General features: G+C 39.2%; 11 protein-coding genes and 1 pseudogene. 7 read left to right on the top strand and 5 right to left on the bottom strand.

Annotated elements, in window-relative coordinates; translation table 11 throughout:
* Nucleotides 1–405: 405 nt before the first annotated feature.
* Nucleotides 406–4,695, bottom strand: a complete 4,290-nt coding sequence (locus tag Q4600_RS19580) for an EAL domain-containing protein (protein WP_303517954.1) — start codon at nt 4,693–4,695, stop codon at nt 406–408.
* A gap of 272 nt (nt 4,696–4,967) precedes the next feature.
* The gene (locus Q4600_RS19575; protein WP_303517956.1) at nt 4,968–7,781 is read right to left on the bottom strand and encodes an insulinase family protein; all 2,814 of its coding nucleotides are present in this window, start codon (nt 7,779–7,781) and stop codon (nt 4,968–4,970) included.
* A gap of 192 nt (nt 7,782–7,973) precedes the next feature.
* On the opposite strand from Q4600_RS19575, the gene sixA reads away from it, so the two are divergent.
* Nucleotides 7,974–8,447 carry a phosphohistidine phosphatase SixA gene (gene sixA / locus Q4600_RS19570; protein ID WP_303518017.1) on the top strand — a complete coding sequence of 158 codons (474 nt, stop codon included), beginning with the start codon at nt 7,974–7,976 and terminating at the stop codon, nt 8,445–8,447.
* Between the two features lie 169 nt (nt 8,448–8,616).
* On the opposite strand, the gene smrB is transcribed toward sixA, so the two are convergent.
* A complete protein-coding gene (gene smrB, locus Q4600_RS19565) occupies nt 8,617–9,144 on the bottom strand; it encodes an endonuclease SmrB (protein WP_102529496.1) in 528 nt (175 codons plus the stop codon).
* Between the two features lie 80 nt (nt 9,145–9,224).
* Between smrB and prmB the strand changes: the two genes are divergently transcribed.
* The 6 genes and pseudogenes from prmB to Q4600_RS19535 all read left to right on the top strand — a co-directional run.
* Nucleotides 9,225–10,169 (top strand): 50S ribosomal protein L3 N(5)-glutamine methyltransferase, encoded by a 945-nt coding sequence (gene prmB / locus Q4600_RS19560; RefSeq protein ID WP_102529495.1) that lies wholly within the window; start codon nt 9,225–9,227, stop codon nt 10,167–10,169.
* 43 nt (nt 10,170–10,212) lie between these two features.
* Nucleotides 10,213–11,307: a chorismate synthase gene (gene aroC / locus Q4600_RS19555; RefSeq protein ID WP_102529494.1), complete on the top strand. Its 1,095-nt coding sequence runs from the start codon at nt 10,213–10,215 to the stop codon at nt 11,305–11,307.
* Nucleotides 11,308–12,480, top strand: a complete 1,173-nt coding sequence (locus tag Q4600_RS19550; RefSeq protein WP_102529493.1) for an MFS transporter — start codon at nt 11,308–11,310, stop codon at nt 12,478–12,480.
* Between the two features lie 83 nt (nt 12,481–12,563).
* Nucleotides 12,564–13,733: an ATP-NAD kinase family protein gene (locus Q4600_RS19545; RefSeq protein WP_303517966.1), complete on the top strand. Its 1,170-nt coding sequence runs from the start codon at nt 12,564–12,566 to the stop codon at nt 13,731–13,733.
* A gap of 3 nt (nt 13,734–13,736) precedes the next feature.
* Nucleotides 13,737–14,012, top strand: a complete 276-nt coding sequence (locus Q4600_RS19540; protein WP_102529492.1) for a YfcL family protein — start codon at nt 13,737–13,739, stop codon at nt 14,010–14,012.
* Between the two features lie 53 nt (nt 14,013–14,065).
* Nucleotides 14,066–14,578, top strand: a pseudogene (locus Q4600_RS19535) (RNA methyltransferase); the annotation flags it as partial.
* A 78-nt stretch (nt 14,579–14,656) separates the two neighbouring features.
* Here the strand turns inward: Q4600_RS19535 and Q4600_RS19530 are convergent.
* Both Q4600_RS19530 and mnmC read right to left on the bottom strand, forming a co-directional pair.
* The gene (locus Q4600_RS19530; RefSeq protein WP_303517970.1) at nt 14,657–15,121 is read right to left on the bottom strand and encodes a hypothetical protein; all 465 of its coding nucleotides are present in this window, start codon (nt 15,119–15,121) and stop codon (nt 14,657–14,659) included.
* Nucleotides 15,122–15,151: 30 nt separating this feature from the next.
* Nucleotides 15,152–17,122 carry an FAD-dependent 5-carboxymethylaminomethyl-2-thiouridine(34) oxidoreductase MnmC gene (gene mnmC / locus Q4600_RS19525; RefSeq protein WP_303517972.1) on the bottom strand — a complete coding sequence of 657 codons (1,971 nt, stop codon included), beginning with the start codon at nt 17,120–17,122 and terminating at the stop codon, nt 15,152–15,154.
* Between the last annotated feature and the right edge of the window lie 309 nt (nt 17,123–17,431).

Here is a 17,431-nt window from a genome sequence, read left to right as displayed (position 1 = left end):
TGCGTGTTTGTGTTGCTGAATTTGATGTTTGGCAGACCAGCAACTTGTGTGTTTGTGTTGCTGAACTTGATGTTTGGCAGGCCGGCTACTTGCGTGTTTGTGTTGCTGAATTTGATGTTTGGCAGACCAGCAACTTGTGTGTTTGTGTTGCTGAACTTGATGTTTGGTAGGCCAGCGACTTGGGCATTTGTGTTGCTGAACTTAATGTTTGGTAGTCCTACTGTCTTAACCATTTCAGGGTGAATAGTAGGGAGTACTTCCATTGTAGTGTTAGCAGCAGAAGTCGAAGTTAGAAGTGCAGCTATGATAATTCCGTTAATCATTGTTTTAGTCTCTCAGTTCAGGGTTAATAAAAAAGTTTTTTATTTGACGTCTGAACTGCTAGTTGCACTTGTTGTGCCAATGTTAACTGATAATTTGCTTTTCTTCTTGTTTGTTGAAATTGATATTCAATAACTTGGTAAATTCAACTTCTGGTACTGGCTTACTAAAAATGTAACCTTGGATCTCTTCACATTTTAGCGCTTTCAATATATTGAGTTGAGCATCATCTTCAACCCCTTCACCGACAACTGATAAGCCCATGTTATGTGCGATGGTGATAATACTGTCTACCATTTTCAGATCTCTATCTGATTTACTGATGTCATCAACAAATGACTTATCAATTTTTAAACAGTGGATTGGGAAACGCTTTAAATAAGATAATGATGAATAACCAGTACCGAAATCATCCAACGCTAAGGTCACGCCCATTTGGGCAAGTTGGTTCATAACTTTAATTGCATTTTCTGGGTTTTTGATGATTGTACTTTCAGTGATCTCCAATTCTAAATGACAAGCAGGTAGCTTAGTAAGCTGTAAGACGCTGGAGATACGTTGTTGTAGATCGGGAAGGGCAAACTGTCTAGATGATAAATTAATGGCGACACGGCCGTTAAAAATGCCTTGTTCACGCCATTTCTGTGCTGCAAAGCAAGCTTTTCGTAAAACTAAATCACCGATTTCAACAATAAGACCGTTTTCTTCAGCTAATGGAATAAATTCATTAGGAGCAATAATTCCGTGTTCGGGGTGAACTAGCCTAACCAAAGCTTCCATGCCAACGAGGCTGTCTTGTTTCAAATCCACTTTAGGTTGGTAGTAAACTTCAAAGAGATCCTCTTTAAGACCTTCTCGAATTAAGTTTTCAATTTCCAGTTGACGTAATGCATTCTGATTTAATGATTCTGAATAGAATTGATAACGATTGCCACCGCCTGACTTTGCGTGATACATGGCAATATCTGCTTTACGTAGCAAGGCTTGTTCATTTTGTTCGTCTTCTGGATACAGCACAATACCAATACTCAAGCCCACAACTAATGACTCATCGTCAATTTTAAACTCTTCTTTTAAAGCATCAATGATCCGTGAGGCAATTGCTGCACAAGACCCAATATCAGGGTTGTGATCAACTAAAATTGCAAATTCATCGCCGCCTAAACGATATAAACTCACATGTTTAGGCACATTGTTTTGAATACGTTTGGCAACATCAACAAGTAACTCATCACCAATTTGATGACCAAGAGAGTCATTAATCCGCTTGAAGTTATCCAAATCTAAAACCATCAAAGTGTGATGAATATCTTTTTTAACTAAATTATTCAAGGTAACTTGAAGGCTAGAACGGTTAGGAAGGCCCGTTAAAATATCACTGTTAGTGAGCTTTCTTAATTCTTCTTCTTGTTGTTTACGACGGGTAATGTCTGAGAATACACCAACATAATGAGTGGTTTCGCCTTGTTGGTTGTATATTGCATCAACAGTGAGTTCCATCAGGAAATGACTACCATCACCTTTATTTGCTTCTAGTTCATTACTCCAACAACCTTGTTGTGACAGTGAAGCATGGATTTGATTTGAATATGATTCAGGGTAGCGGCCAAAGCTGAATAGTTGACCAATAAACTCTTCGCGTGATTGGTTTGTAAGTTCACAACAGGCATCATTGACTTCAACAAAACGATATTTTTCATCGAGGATAAACATACCCTCTGAGATATTTTCAATGGCGCGCTCAAACAAACGTAATTGTTCTTCAGTTTGTTTTAAATTATTAATGTTTTTTATTGTTCCTGTCATTCGAACAGGGTTTTCTTTCTGATCTCTTTCTACTATTTTTGCTCTATCTAAAATCCACATCCAAAGGTTTTCACGACTTTTGACACGATAAGCAACTTCAAAATGATCTGTAAGGCCTTTAAAGTGGTCATTAAGCGCTGTTTTAACTCGGTTTTGATCTAATGGATGAATATTACTTTCTTCGCCAGGTTTACCTGAACGTTGACCATCTTGAGGGAATTCTAAAGTTCCCCAGATATTAGAGCGGTATATCTCTCCCGTTTCGATATCCCAATCCCACATTTCATCGCCACTCCCCCAAAGAGATAGCTTTAATCTTTCTTCGCTTAGTGCGATTTGTTTTTGTATTTGACGACGGCGAAGAATTATTTTAGTTATAATAAACAGTACAATAAAGCATAGTAATGTATAGGAAAGTTTTGCTTCAAAAGAGTAATACCAAGGAGGGGTGACCGTTATTTGAATAGACTTGGTCTCACTTTGTTTTCCTGAAAGTTTATTAATAGCATAAACATGGAAGTTATAAATTCCAGCAGAAAGGTTAGTGTATGTTGCTGAGTTTATATTTTGCGAGGGCAACCAACTATCATTTAATCCTTCCATTTGGTAATAAAAGTCAAACTCTTCTAGAGGTTGTCCTGGAGTAACAAACGTGAAGGTAAAAGGGTAGTCAGAGTATTTTAAGGTGATATTGCTCTGTTTGTTTATTGGTTTGTTTAAGATTGTTCCACCAATTTTTTCTGAAACATTAAATAATGAGAAATCAATCAAAGCTGCATTAGTGCTTCCTGACATTAAAATATCATTATATATTTCATTCGGGTTTACAATGCTGATTCCTTTAGTGCCTCCAAATAAAGAATAATCTCCAATATGTAATGAAGCTAAAGAGTTGTAATCGCTTTGAGAACCGTTTCTATTTGTTAGTTTTAAATTTTTAAAGCTGGTTTTATTCGTTATATTTAGTTCCATCGCTGAGGCTGAAACTAAAAAGTTATCGAAAATCTCTATCGAATATATTAGTTTGTTATGTCTAAATATTTCTTTTAACTCGTTAGTTTTGATATTCAGCTTTAATAAAGAGTTTCTTGTACCAAAGTAGAGATCGTTTTCATCAAATTTTAATGTGGTAACCATGCTTTCAGAGAATATTTTCTCTGTATTACCATCTTTAATTTTGAATAACCCACCTTGAGATGCTATCCAAAGTTCATTGTTTTTTTCAATTAAATCGAATATTGGATATCTTTCACCAGTAGTAAGCGTGTTGATAACTTTAGAGTTTTTTATAACAAATACTTTGCCATTGATAGTCGAAGCATATATTTTATCTTTACTCTCACTTATTTTTACGTTGCTAATATGTCTATTTAATATTTGAACAGTCTCTAAAGTCGAAAGGTCTGTTTTAGTTAAACCTGTAATATTTCCTGTATAGAGTTGGTTGTTTAAAACTTTTATCGATTTTGGGCCTGATGCGTTTTCAATCGTTACTGAGTATAAATATTTTAGCGATTTATCTAAAACTCTAACATCCAAAGAGTCTGTTGCTAAAAATATATTTTCATCTGTTTGTGTAATAGCCCAAATGTTTTCTTTAATAAATTTTGAGTTTTTTATAAGATTTCGATTTCTATCTATTTTAATGACACCTAAATTGACATCGGTTATAAATATGGCAGATTTAGTTTCTTTTATATAAGGACGTTTTCTTGATGCATCTTGATCGATAAACCCTATTTTCTTTATTCTGTTAGTACTATCTATCCTTACAATGTCAGAGTCTATTATTGAAGTTAACTCATCACCGCTTCTTGATGGTTCAAGGTAGGTCATAACAATATCTGACACTTTTTCTTTGTTATTATTTTTTATACTGTACAAACCATCATTAGTAGATATAAATAATTTATTTGAAATGATTCCAATGTCATTAGATTTATAAGCAACCGTTGATAGCTTATTATCTTCCAACTTAAAAACAATACCATTATAATTTCGAATAAAGAGGCTGTTACCTACTTCAATGACCTTTTTGACCTCTTGTAAAACCTCACTATTAAACTCCCATAATACTCTAGTAAGGTTATCACTTAATATTATAATTTTATTATTTAAACCTATAGCTATCCCCTTAGAAAGAGGTGCTATTGACCAAATGGCTTCTGACAAAGGCTTATTATCAATTTCTATTGTTGTAAATGATTCGGATTCATCATCGTACATTGCTAAACCTAAATCAGTACCAACAATTATCCTGTTTTGGTTGTCTACAATTAAAGTTTTAATGAAAGAGCTTGGTAAGTTTGAGCGGCCATCTTCAGCAAAAAAGTGTTTAAAATTTGTTCCGTCAAAACGATTTAACCCGTTTACAGTTCCCAACCAGACAAAGCCATCTTTGTCTTCAATAATGCTAGTAACTGTGACTTGTGATAAGCCATCTTCGGTATTATAAATTTCGGTATTAAGAGTGAGATCATAATTAGTACCAGAATCAGCAAAAGCGAGCCCCGTTAAAGCATGGGCTAGGAGAAATGTACAAATTACCAACCGACTTATCATTTGCATAAAAATTATACTTTTATCTTCTGTAAACGAGATTTATTCAATGTAATACTCCACTTTTTCAGAAAGTTAATAGTTTGTCAAAAATTGGTAAGAATAAAAAAAGTCCCACTCGAACACTTGTGCTTATTTTGTACAACCAATGTGTTTGTTTGATTCAAAAACATCCTTAAAACACTGTATTTTGATGTCTAATTAGATTTTTATACTGCAAATTTATTCCCATTGGTGTTTTTATAAAACTTGTAAAAGTTTATAAACGCTAGGCTGTTTTTCTAGAACTCAAATTTATCAGCGTCATGTTTAAAGCCTTTTAAATCTGTAATGACCTGTGCTGTTGGCATTGGTTCTAACTGATTATGCTGCTCACCAGCATTAAACATCACTAATCTGTCACTGTGTTTACTACGCATATTACTAACAATAAACTTAATCAAATCTGCACGGGTAAATTGCTTAATTTCTTCAACGACTCTTTCACGCTGTTTGAAGTCGTAATCTCTATTGCCAAGACAGACCCAGTAACGCTGGCTTCGACTCTTAAGATTGGCATCTTTCTCTAAAATTTGATTTATTAATCCAAGCTTAGTGGCTTCCCATTGCTCTTTGGTTATTTGCATAACAGCGTAATTAAAGTCTGCAATGAACTCATCGATAGCTTCGAGTAACTTGCGAGGTCCGGTGGTTGGAGATTGTATGTAGAATATCATCCCTGGATGGCGATTGAGTGGCAGATATCCTGTTCCTACCATGTAACCAAGCTGTTTCTCTGTCCTAAGCTCATGGAAAAAAGTAGACGACATTGTGTGGTTTAGCAAACTAAATAAACCAATATTATGAGCGCTAGTTTCATTTGATTGGTAGTAAACAATAATGGCGCTATCTTGATGTTCGACTGAGAGTTCACGCATTAACGTGCCTCTATCGGTAAGATTAATCAGTTCTCGGCTTGATTCTGAACTGGGTTTTGTTACCAGTGAAAGCACGAGTTTCAAACGTTTTGCTAGCTGCTGCGTTTCACTGACTAGCCAATCTCCATAAACCAATCCTTCGACATAGATTTTCTCGTAAAATGCGCTTACATGGTCATGTAGTTCATCTAAGGTGACATCTTCAAGCATTTCGGCCATCTTAGCGGGTTCATATGAACGTTTTTGCAAGGTAACCGTTAAGCTGGAGAATAATTGAGCGATAGGTTTTGCTTGTGCAACATTAGTCCAGCTTCTGAGTAATTGTTTTTTGATGAGTTTAAAACGGTCTTGGGTAAAGTTTCTTTCTCTAGCTTTATCTATGACCAAGGCCAACAAAGTTTCTTGATTACCGGTAAACCCAGTTAAATGTAAGGTAATGCCACCTTGATGAGGATATATATTGTAATTAAGTCCTGCTACTTCAGCTTGATAGGTTGACTCAGTTAAATAATCTAAAACCATTTCAACATACAAACGGGTTAACGCGGCATGCTTAGGGGTAGGGCTTGCATTTTCAGAGTCTAACGAAAGATATAAATGACCTTTAGGAACATTAAACTCATCATCTTTACGATGCCAAATTCGATAACCTTCATCTTCAGCTACAACTACAGGTACATCACTCTTACTCGATTCAATACGTGATTGTGGATCGCTGACGATGAAAGGATTTTTAGTCGGCAGTGATAACTCTTTTCTTGGTTCGGCTTGTTGCCAGAGAGCAATTTTGGTTTCAGGTATTTCCTCAATTGAGTAAGGTGTGAAATACCATTTAGCTTGCTGGTTAGTACTGACTTCTCTTGAAACAAGCTGAGTACGCATATTGCTTGGTACGAACATAGCTAAAAGAGCGAGTGCTTCATCTGCATCTAATCCATCCATGCGATAATCACCAAATACAATATCTTCAACCTCATAGTGCTGCATGTTGATACTGAGATGGCTGGCTAAATCAAGGATTTTAATTTGTTCTTGGTATTTAAACGCGGTAGACAAAAGGCTCGCTCTTTCATCATAACGCCAAGACTCTATTCCTGAAGTACGAATTAATTGAATATACTCGAAAGTGCACTCAATTATGGAGTCTATTTGCTGTAACCCTTTCTCAGTAAGCTGAATACTGATGCTGTAATCTTTGAAGTTATAACCATTGACACCACCACCCGCTGACAGGTTGTTTGCCAAGCCTTGCTCTTTTAAATAAGAAAGTAAACTGCCAGGGCTTTCATTGCCGAGTAAATGACTAATAAACGTCAGTGGTTTACGTTGATAAAAGGGTTCAATGCAAGGGAGCTCAAAACTGATATTTAATCTTTTTTGATCTTTAACGGGGGCGATGTTGATATGTTTTAACTTTGCATTGTCATCGAGATAGGGAGTATCAGGATAGCTTGCTTTAACATTTCGATTGTTAATTGAACTGAAAAAATGTTCCGCATATTCAGCCTGCGCATCCAGTGACAAGGGGGATACCAAGCAGAGCGTCATAATATTTGCACTGTATTTCGATTGGTAAAAGTCTAATAACTCTTGTCTCACTTCAGCTTCATTTCCTGCAAGGGTTTGCAGGTTGCCCACAGAAAACTTACTAAAAGGATGAGCGGGGTTAACGGACTCTTTTTGAACTTGATATACCCGTCGAATATCATCTTTAAGCTTTAAACTATATTCAGAGTCAATGGCGTGTCTTTCTCTGTCTACTAGTTCTAAATCGAATTTGGGTGCGATAAAAAATTGACTGAATCTATCTAATGACTCTTCAAAGTGGTCAGCATCGATACTGTAAAAAAAGTTTGTTTGCTCGGTGCCTGTCCAAGCATTATTTGAACCACCATGTTGATTAATAAACTGATGGTACTCGCCAGAATCCGGAAACTTATCTGTGCCTAAAAACAGCATGTGCTCTAAAAAGTGAGCCATACCAGGACGTGATATCGGATCATCAAAATGACCAACAGAGACTGTCATCGATGCAGCAGCTTGAGTCGCTGCTTTATCCTCAACGAGTAATACCCTTAATGCGTTATCAAGCACAATATGTCGGTATTGGCGATGATCATTTGGGCTGGTGACTATGCTATTTAGTTTGTTTTGTGCTGTGTCTGGTTTTATGGTCAAGATAATGCTCCAGATAAGAAGGCTTGTTATATATTGATCTCGTTGGCGGCTTTTAGCAAATATCTAATGAAAATATCGACTAAAGACTAATTAAATTTACTTCATTGTTACTTTGTAGATGCGATATTTAAGGCTACAATTGGAAAACAAACACAATAATAATGAGTAGCGATAATGAGCAGCAATAGAAGTATGCAGCTATTTTTGATGCGACATGGTGAAGCTGGTTTTGATGCACCATCAGATAGAGAAAGAATGCTATCACAATTAGGGCGCACTCAATCTAACGCCATGGCCAATTGGTTAACTGAAAAAGTCAGCAGTGTAGACTTAGTGATTGTTAGTCCTTACTTACGAGCTCAGCAAACCTGGCAAGAAGTTGCTAAACATCTACCTGAACCAAGTAAATGGTTAGTGTTAGATGATATTACACCATCAGGAAGCCCACAAATTGCTGTCGATGCTATTTTGGCATATGCCGAACATTATCAAGCTAAGAAAGTGTTAGTGATTGCACACATGCCTATTCTTGGCTACATGGTCAGTGAGTTAGTCGCAGGCATGGAACCGCCCATTTTTGCAACGTCAGCCATTGCCTCAATTAAGCGTAATGAGCATGGCGGTCATTTTGACTTAATGCAGACACCCGCTCAAATAAGTGCATAAAGCGAATTGTTATGTATTTAATACTGAATTCATGACCTTAAAATTCATAAGCCTAGAGCTCATAACCTTTGAGTTCATAACCTTTGAACTCATAAATACAGAGCTCTTAAAGTAGAGCTCTTAAATTAAGGGATCGAAATTAAGAGCACTGGTAAATAAACATCACAGCTTATCTTCGATGCGCATGCTCGCCAATATCAATCAAAATCAATAATGCAGCATCCGCTCCCCATTCTTTAGGGGCTTGATGAAACGCTTTAACTTTAGGGTGTTGAGCCAGCCACATCGGTAATTGCTGTTTTAATATTCCCGAGCCATAACCGTGCATGACACAGCAACACAAAATGTGCTGTTTTACACAAGCCTGTAGCAATGCAGCCAATTCCAACTTAGCTTCTGCTTGGCGCATGCCATGTAAGTCCAGTAGCAAATCAGGCTGATAATCTCCGCGGCGCAAACGCTTTAATTCAATTTTCTCTACGCCTTCATTGAGCCAACGCATAGGGCCTTCAACAGGTAATATCGGATGATAATTATCTGAAAAATAGCTATCAGCGTAAACTTGTTGTTCTTTTACTTCGACTTGTTGTTTGGATTTGACCGACTGCTTAAAGTGATGTTTATCTTGATTTAACGGCTTAACACCGCCAAATTGCTCTGAAAACAGTGCAAAGTCAGGATTATTTTCTTTATTCATGGCGCTATTGTATTGAATTCTAGGTCATCTTAATAGACTTCAGTTACAATGGTCAGGAACAATTTTTCAGGAGTTATGTTTTGGATAAAATCTTTGTAGATGAAGCTGTCACCGAATTAAGAACCGTTGGCGATATGTTGCGTTGGGCTGTAAGCCGTTTTAATGATGCGAACATTTATTATGGGCACGGAACTGATAATGCTTGGGACGAAGCTATTTCTTTGGTTTTCCATGCTTTACATCTTCCTGAAGAAATTGGTCAGCAGGTGGTTAACTCCAACTTGACCAGCAGTGAAAAACACAAAATTGTTGAGCTAATTATTCGTCGTGTTCGTGAGCGTTTACCCGTTCCATATTTAACCAACAAAGCACGTTTTGCTGATTTAGAGTTTTACGTTGATGAACGTGTGTTAGTGCCGCGCTCGCCAATCGCTGAAATGATCAACAATGGTTTCAGTCCTTGGTTATATAACAAGCCTGTTACTCGAGTGATGGATTTATGCACCGGTAGTGGCTGTATCGCCATTGCATGCGCTTATGCATTTGAAGATGCTGAAGTTGATGCGTTAGATATTAGTGAAGATGCATTAGAAGTGGCACAAATAAACATCGAATCACTGAATGTATTAGATCGCGTGTTCCCTATTCAATCGGATATTTTCTCCGCAATTGAAAAAGGCCCACATTACGATTTGATCGTATCGAACCCACCATACGTAGATGAAGAAGACATTGGCGATATGCCAGATGAGTATCATCACGAGCCAGCCATTGGCTTAGCATCAGGTCGTGATGGTTTAGATTTAACTAAGCGTATTCTGGCTAATGCTGCTGATTATCTGACACCTGATGGTTTACTTGTTGTTGAAGTCGGTAATTCAATGGTGCATTTGAATGAGCAATTCCCTGATGTGCCATTCACCTGGGTTGAGTTTGAACATGGCGGAGACGGTGTGTTTGTACTTACATATGATCAGCTAGTTGAAAATGAATCACTTTTCGCCATCTATAAAGATAGTGAATAATAACGATTAGAAAAAATAAATTACGTTGAGGTTATCAGATAGCATGTCGGGAAATAGCATAGGTCAAAATTTTGTCGTGACGACGTTCGGCGAGAGTCATGGTGTTGCATTAGGTTGTATTATTGATGGTTGCCCACCAGGTCTTGAACTTACCGTTGAGGATATGCAACACGATTTAGATCGCCGCCGACCTGGTACCTCACGTTATACCACTGCGCGCCGCGAGCCTGATGAGGTGCGTATTTTATCTGGTGTGTTTGAAGATAAAACCACAGGTACTTCCATTGGCTTATTGATTGAAAATACCGATCAGCGCAGTCAAGATTATTCCAATATCAAAGATTTATTCCGTCCGGGCCACGCTGATTACACTTATCAGCAAAAGTACGGTTTACGTGATTATCGTGGCGGTGGACGTTCGTCTGCTCGCGAAACTGCAATGCGTGTTGCTGCTGGCGCTGTAGCGAAAAAATACTTAAAGCAAGTTCATGGTATCGAAATTAACGGTTACATGTCTCAGCTCGGTCCTATTTGCGCAGAATCAGTAGATTTAAATGAAGTTGAACAAAATGCTTTCTTCTTTCCTGATGCGTCTAAATTAGAGCAACTGGATGAGTACATGCGTGATTTGAAAAAATCAGGTGACTCAGTCGGGGCTAAAATTACCGTTGCGGCAACAGGCGTACCTGTTGGACTCGGTGAGCCAGTATTTGACCGTCTTGATGCTGATATTGCTCATGCATTAATGGGCATTAATGCTGTTAAAGGCGTTGAAATCGGTGATGGTTTTGGTGTGGTAACCCAAAAAGGTTCTGAGGGGCGTGATTTAATGTCTCCAGCAGGCTTTGAGTCAAACCATGCTGGTGGCGTGTTAGGTGGTATTTCTTCTGGTCAACCTATCGTTGCTCATATTGCACTTAAGCCAACTTCAAGCATTTCAGTTCCTGGTCAAAGCATGACTGCTCAAGGTACTACGGCTGATGTGGTCACAAAAGGGCGTCATGATCCTTGTGTTGGTATCCGTGCTGTGCCGATTGCAGAAGCAATGCTTGCAATTGTATTAATGGATCACTTACTTCGCCACCGCGCACAAAATCAGGACGTGGTTTCTGAAACTCCCGTTATCGGTATGAAATAAATGCCTAATGCGTCATCAGCTGAGCCTAACGTTCGTTGGCTCAGCGCTTGTTACTTTTTCTTTTTTTCAATTCTTGGCTTAATGGTTCCATACCTTGGTGTGTTTTTTGATAACCGAGGTTTTAATGCCCAAGAGATTGGCTTTCTGATGGCAATCCTTATGGGAACGCGAATTATTGCTCCCAATGTTTGGGCTATGGTTGCCGATAGAACCGGTATGCGTTCTGAGTTAGTTAAATTCGGATCTGCAGCCGCTGCGATTACCTATGTCAGCTTTTTCTTTGATGGCAGCCTCACATATTTAGCTATCAGTTTGATGGTATACACCTTTTTTTGGAATGCGATTTTGGCTCAGCTTGAGGTCATAACGCTCGAAAGTTTAGGGGATGAGTCCCATCGATATGGTGCAATACGTAGCTGGGGAAGTGTCGGGTATATTTGCTTAGTCATCATTGCAGGTTTTTGTATCAGTGAGTTCGGTGCTGAAATTGTCCCTTCAATTGGGATGGTACTTTTTATCGGCATGTTCTTATGTGCTTTGGCATTACCCAATAATAGAGCGTCCTTAGCTGACGTAGGCTCAAGACCGCCTTTAACACTGTCTCCTTCTATCATTTGGTTTCTTATATCAGCGATATTACTGCAAATGAGTGTAGGGCCTTTCTATGGCTTTTTTGTTTTATATCTTAAACAAGCAGGTTATACCGAGGGCATAGCAGGTTTATTCGTTGCTTTTGGCGTGGTGGTTGAAATTTTAATGTTCATGCTTGCGCCAAGATTATTGGGTCGGTTTGGGGTTAAATTACTCTTGATAGTCAGTATGGGTTTTACGGTTGTAAGGTGGATCTTATTGGCATATGGCGTAGATAATATTTTACTGTTGTCCATTAGCCAAGCACTTCACGCATTCACTTTTGGTTTAACACATGCAGCGTCAATTCAGTTTATTCATCGTAATTTTGATATTGCGCATCGAAGCAAAGGCCAAGCGCTCTATGCTAGTTTAAGTTTTGGTTTAGGCGGCGCGATTGGAATATGGGTGAGTGGTATGATTTGGGGTGATGGTTCAGGTGCTAGTCAAACTTGGTTATTTGCTTCTTTTTGCGCTGTGTTAGCATTATTAGCTACATTGGCTATTCGTGAGCCAAAACCTTATTTGAAAGTCAAAAGCTAATACATAACATATTGCCCGTGAATAAGATTAACTTAACTAGCATTGTTAAAGTTCATTAGAAAAGTGATAGAGGATTGATTGCAGTGAAGCGTTTTCGATTAGGTTTGATTATTAACCCATTAGCAGGATTAGGTGGCAGTGTAGGCCTCAAAGGTTCTGATAATGTGGCGCAATTGGCAATTGAAAAGGGCGCAGAGCCAAAAGCTAACTTAAGAATGGAACAAGCATTAGCCGTAATTGAGCCGTTTAAAGATCAAATTGATATTATTACCGCATCCGGTGATATGGGCCAAAACCTCGCGCAGAAAATGGGGTTTACAGTGACCTGTGTGCATTCGACTGCGGCAAACGAGACTTTGACACCAGATAAGCAAGCACAACATCATCAACTTACTCACGCTCGAGATACACAACTCACAGTAGAAGCGTTAATGAACGAGTCACTCGATTTATTACTTTTCGCGGGTGGCGACGGTACTGCGCGAGATATTTTTGCCGTAGTTGATGACGCTATACCAGTACTTGGCGTGCCAGCTGGAGTGAAGATTCACTCTGGCGTATACGCGATAACCCCGCATGCTGCTGGTGTGGTAGTCAATATGCTACTTAAAGGCGAGTTAGTGAGCTTGATGACGGCTGATGTGATGGATATCGATGAGCAAGCATTTAGGCAAGGCACAGTTAAAGCGAAACGCTTTGGTGAAATGCTAGTACCTGCCGAGCCACGTTATATTCAAGCAGTTAAAATGGGCGGTAAAGAGGTCGACGAGTTAGTGCTTGCTGATATCGCTGCTGATGTTATTAATCAAATGGAAGATGAGCTTTATATCATAGGCAGTGGCTCAACGGTTGCTGCGTTAATGGAAGAGCTTAATCTAGACAACACATTATTGGGTGTGGATGTTATCCAGAATGAGCAAGTGGTTGCTGCTGATGTCACCGCTAATCAGTTACTTGAATTGACGACTAATAAACCGACGAAGTTAGTCATTACCTTAATTGGCGGTCAGGGGCATATTCTTGGTCGTGGTAATCAGCAACTCTCGCCAGAGCTAATTAAGCAGGTCGGAAAAGACAATATTATTATCTTAGCAACAAAAACTAAGCTAAAAGCACTTGAAGGACGGCCATTAATTGTGGATAGTGGCGACCCTGAATTAGATAGTGCACTTACTGGTTATTATAAAATTACCACTGGATACCACGATTACGTGATGTACCAAGTTGCCAACCCAGATTTATCGGAGAGTTAGACCATGTTAGAGAAGTATGATGCAGCTTTAGAAGGTTGGATTGAACACACTGTTGCCAATGGTAATGATGACGCGCTATTTGCCAGCGGTTACTTACAGGGTCATATTGCAGTGGTTTTTTCTCAGCTTGAACAAGAACAACTTAGCGGTATTGATGCCCTAGATGACAAAATGGTCGATTGTTTAGCATTGGCAGATGATGAGTTAGAAGCTGCCGACTTTGCTTTAGTGCAAACGGCTTGGCAACAATTACGTCAAATCATCAGCGATATAAAATAAGTATTAGTAAGCGAATTGGCATGACAGAACAAAAGAATATATCAACAGCTTCAATCGGGCTGGTTAATCCTAAAACACCTGTAAATGTGGGTGGGATTATGCGCGCAGCAGGTTGTTATCAAGCGAATGCGGTATTTTATACGGGTAATCGTTATGAATTGGCGGCTCGCTCAGGTGAAGCACAATATGATGTTGATACTAAAAATGCAGCCAAAACGATCCCGTTAACACGGGTGGAATCGTTGCTAGAACAAGCACCCAAAAACGCTAAAATAATCTGTGTTGATTTAGTGGTTGGCGCAACACCGTTGCCGTTATTTGAACATCCTGCAGATGCTTTTTATATCTTTGGCCCTGAAGATGGCACCATTCCGCAGCAAATTATTGATGCAGCAGATGAGGTGGTTTATGTGCCAACGGTGGGATGTATGAATTTAGCGGCCTCAGTCAATGTATTGTTATATGATCGACTGGCTAAAAGTGCACAAATCGCAGCGGATGATGAACTGATCCGCGAGAGTCGAGATAATAATAATCGCACTAAAGTCAAAACGTGGAAGAAATAGCACTAATTTGAGCTAACTAGGCGCTTAGTCTACAGGCTGTTTAATAAACTAAGCGCTCGCTAATGAATTAAGCACGCTCTAATGAATAAGCTGCTTAATATAATGGTCAAGTTCTACTTGACCATTTTTTTGTGCTAATTCAGCCCGGAAACAATCTAGAATAGCGGTTTCATGGGCTGCAATTAAATCAAAAATCTTATTATGCTCAGTGCAATCTGTTGCCCACTGACGATACTCTTCTTCGTAAGGGATTACCCAATTAACCAAAGTTTGCAGTAATTCTGTCCATGACAAATCAAGCCATTTTTGTGCGTCATCATGGCCTTTTTGTGTCATGGTTTCGACAGGAAAGCTGAATCGCTCCGTCTGCTTGAGTAAGTGAGATAACAGTAACTCAGCAGTGAGAGTTTCTACTTCAATCAGTTTCTTCCAGAGTTCTATTCGCCGTTCATCTTCTTCAACATTTTGCAGTAAACTAAAAAAGGCAATACCGTATAGCTCGCCTAAATAAGCTTGATGTATCTTTTCATTTTTCGTGCTCATCTGTCATTCCTTTGGAATAATCGCCATCGATTAGATTAGCGATTTGCCTTTAAGCAATTTTCTTAACCACATTCTATTTGGATTGAGCATGGCAAACATATCGTAACTGATGGGTGGCGTTTGCTTGCAAATAATAGATGCTAATGCTTCTGCAGCTAATGGCCCAGAACTTAACCCTCTTGAGCCTAAACCGCCTAATACATATAAGCCTTGATGTGATGGTGCAGGTTGATGCCGCCAAAATTTTCGGCTTGTAACGGTAAGCTGATGGTCTTTTAATGGTTCAGTATTGTAGCGCTTGAAGATCGCATCTATATCCGGAGCTAAACCCATCATAGGGCAATGGTCGCGGGTGACCATTCGCACGCCGACTCTTGCATTTTCATCTGAAACATCTATGTCATTAACCCATGTTCTGTCTGGAAAGCTATGATGCATTTTTTGGGCATTTTCTAACTGTTCATCAGGGCAGTAATCAAGGTTTTCAGGTGACTTGACGTAACTTGCCCCTACACAATGATGTTGATTATTTTCAGGGGTGAGATAACCATGAGCGCAAATCACCGTTTTTAATTCGGCCAGTTTACCTTTTGACGGGATATGACTCACTTGGCCGCGAAACCCAGTGACTTGAAGTGCACGGGTTTGTGTAAACTCCGTTAGCTGTGCCCCAGATGCTGCAACAACTTCGGGATGTTCATAATGTTGCTTACTTACTTCATTATGCTCAGTCGAGGTTAATCGCCAATTCGTTCCTGATTTAGTTAATGCTGAAATCTCACAATTCAGCTTTACCATCACCTCATTACCTTTACTGCCGGCTATCTGCTGTGCTTGCTTAATTGCCGCATTTGCAAATTCATGGGGACAAATCCAACCTGCTAATGGGTAATAAAATGCTGGCTTGTCGATTTGAATCTTGGCAATGTTATTGGCTTGAAGTGGGCTAACGGCAAATGCAATTTCACTTGGCCAATCTTGACCATCAATTATTTTATTTAATCTCGCGTCGCTTCTTTCATCAAAGCCTGTTTGCAGTACGCCACAAAATTGATGGTCGATTTGATGCCCGGCAGCGGTGAGTTCTTGCAAGCGGCGACGACTATACAAAAAGGCCTGTTGGAAGTACTGGCTCATTAAGCTGTTATCTGGGGTTAACAGCGGGTAAATCGCCCCTTGTTTGTTACCTGAAGCGCCATCAGCCAGCATTTTGTCTTTACAGTAAATTGTGACACTTTTTCCTTTCTCTGCCAGCGACAAAGCAAGGTGAGCTGCTGCAATGCCACCGCCTATAATCGCAATTGAGTCATTAACATTGTTTGTATCTGAGCTTGCGGTTACAGCACTTGTAGCTAAAGCGCTTGCAGTTAAATCGTTTGTGACAAAAGCACTTGAAGGCAGTGAATAGGCATATTCACTTTGCAAAGACTGACGTAATGCTCTGCGCTCACATAAAGGGATCTCTTGCAGCATTCTGGTCTGTTCATTCGCCTTAATAGCTTCTGGGCTAGAAACAAGATTAAAGCCTGTGAGCTGTGTAAACGGTGCTAATTGCTTGGAGTTTGCATCAGTATCAAAAGCGTAAATATTGGCATTATCTAGACTTATTCGACCCATTTGCCAGAAAAGTTTTTCTGTTAGGTGTTGATCAAAATACGCCGCTTCAGTCGTATGAGGTAAGCAATGCCAATGGCTTATTTGACCTTGCTGACTGAATGGCAAGCTCTGAGCGTTGCGGGCATAATCACCAAAGTATAAGTCGATGATAAATTGACCGCGATTGAAACTGAGTCGCTGACAACCCTCGATATTAGCAATACATGCATTTTGCAGCAGCTGTGCATAATGATGAAAGCAATGTGATGATTGATTGATTTCACTATCAGCAAGCGTCATTAACTTAACGAGCTCAAATGCATTTAAGCCATAATGTTCAAAAACATTTAAGTGTATTGTTTGATTAAATTGTTCAGATAATTGCCAAAGTAGCATGGCCTCCATACCAACTCCGAGCCCAATTTGCCCAATACACAGGGTTTTGCTCGAGATTGGCTTATGAGACAAGACACTTTCATAATAATGCCTTATGCTTGCTGCATAATCAGGGTTTTGACAGTAACTACTTGGAAAATTGGCCGATATTGATGCACAATCTCGGGTAACTATAGGGAAGTCAGTGGTTAATTGGGTCAAAGCTCATACTCAAATTGGTTTTATTGAGATTATTTTACCTATGTTTACTGAAAGCTGACCACTTTATTCGTCTAAAGCGGATATCATTGCGGCAGCAAAATTAGGTACTGACACGTA

Source organism: Shewanella sp. 2_MG-2023, from assembly GCF_030548905.1.
Taxonomy (GTDB): Bacteria; Pseudomonadota; Gammaproteobacteria; order Enterobacterales; family Shewanellaceae; genus Shewanella; species Shewanella electrodiphila.
Note: the sequence above shows the minus strand (reverse complement) of the source record. Positions and strands in the feature narration are given on the sequence as shown.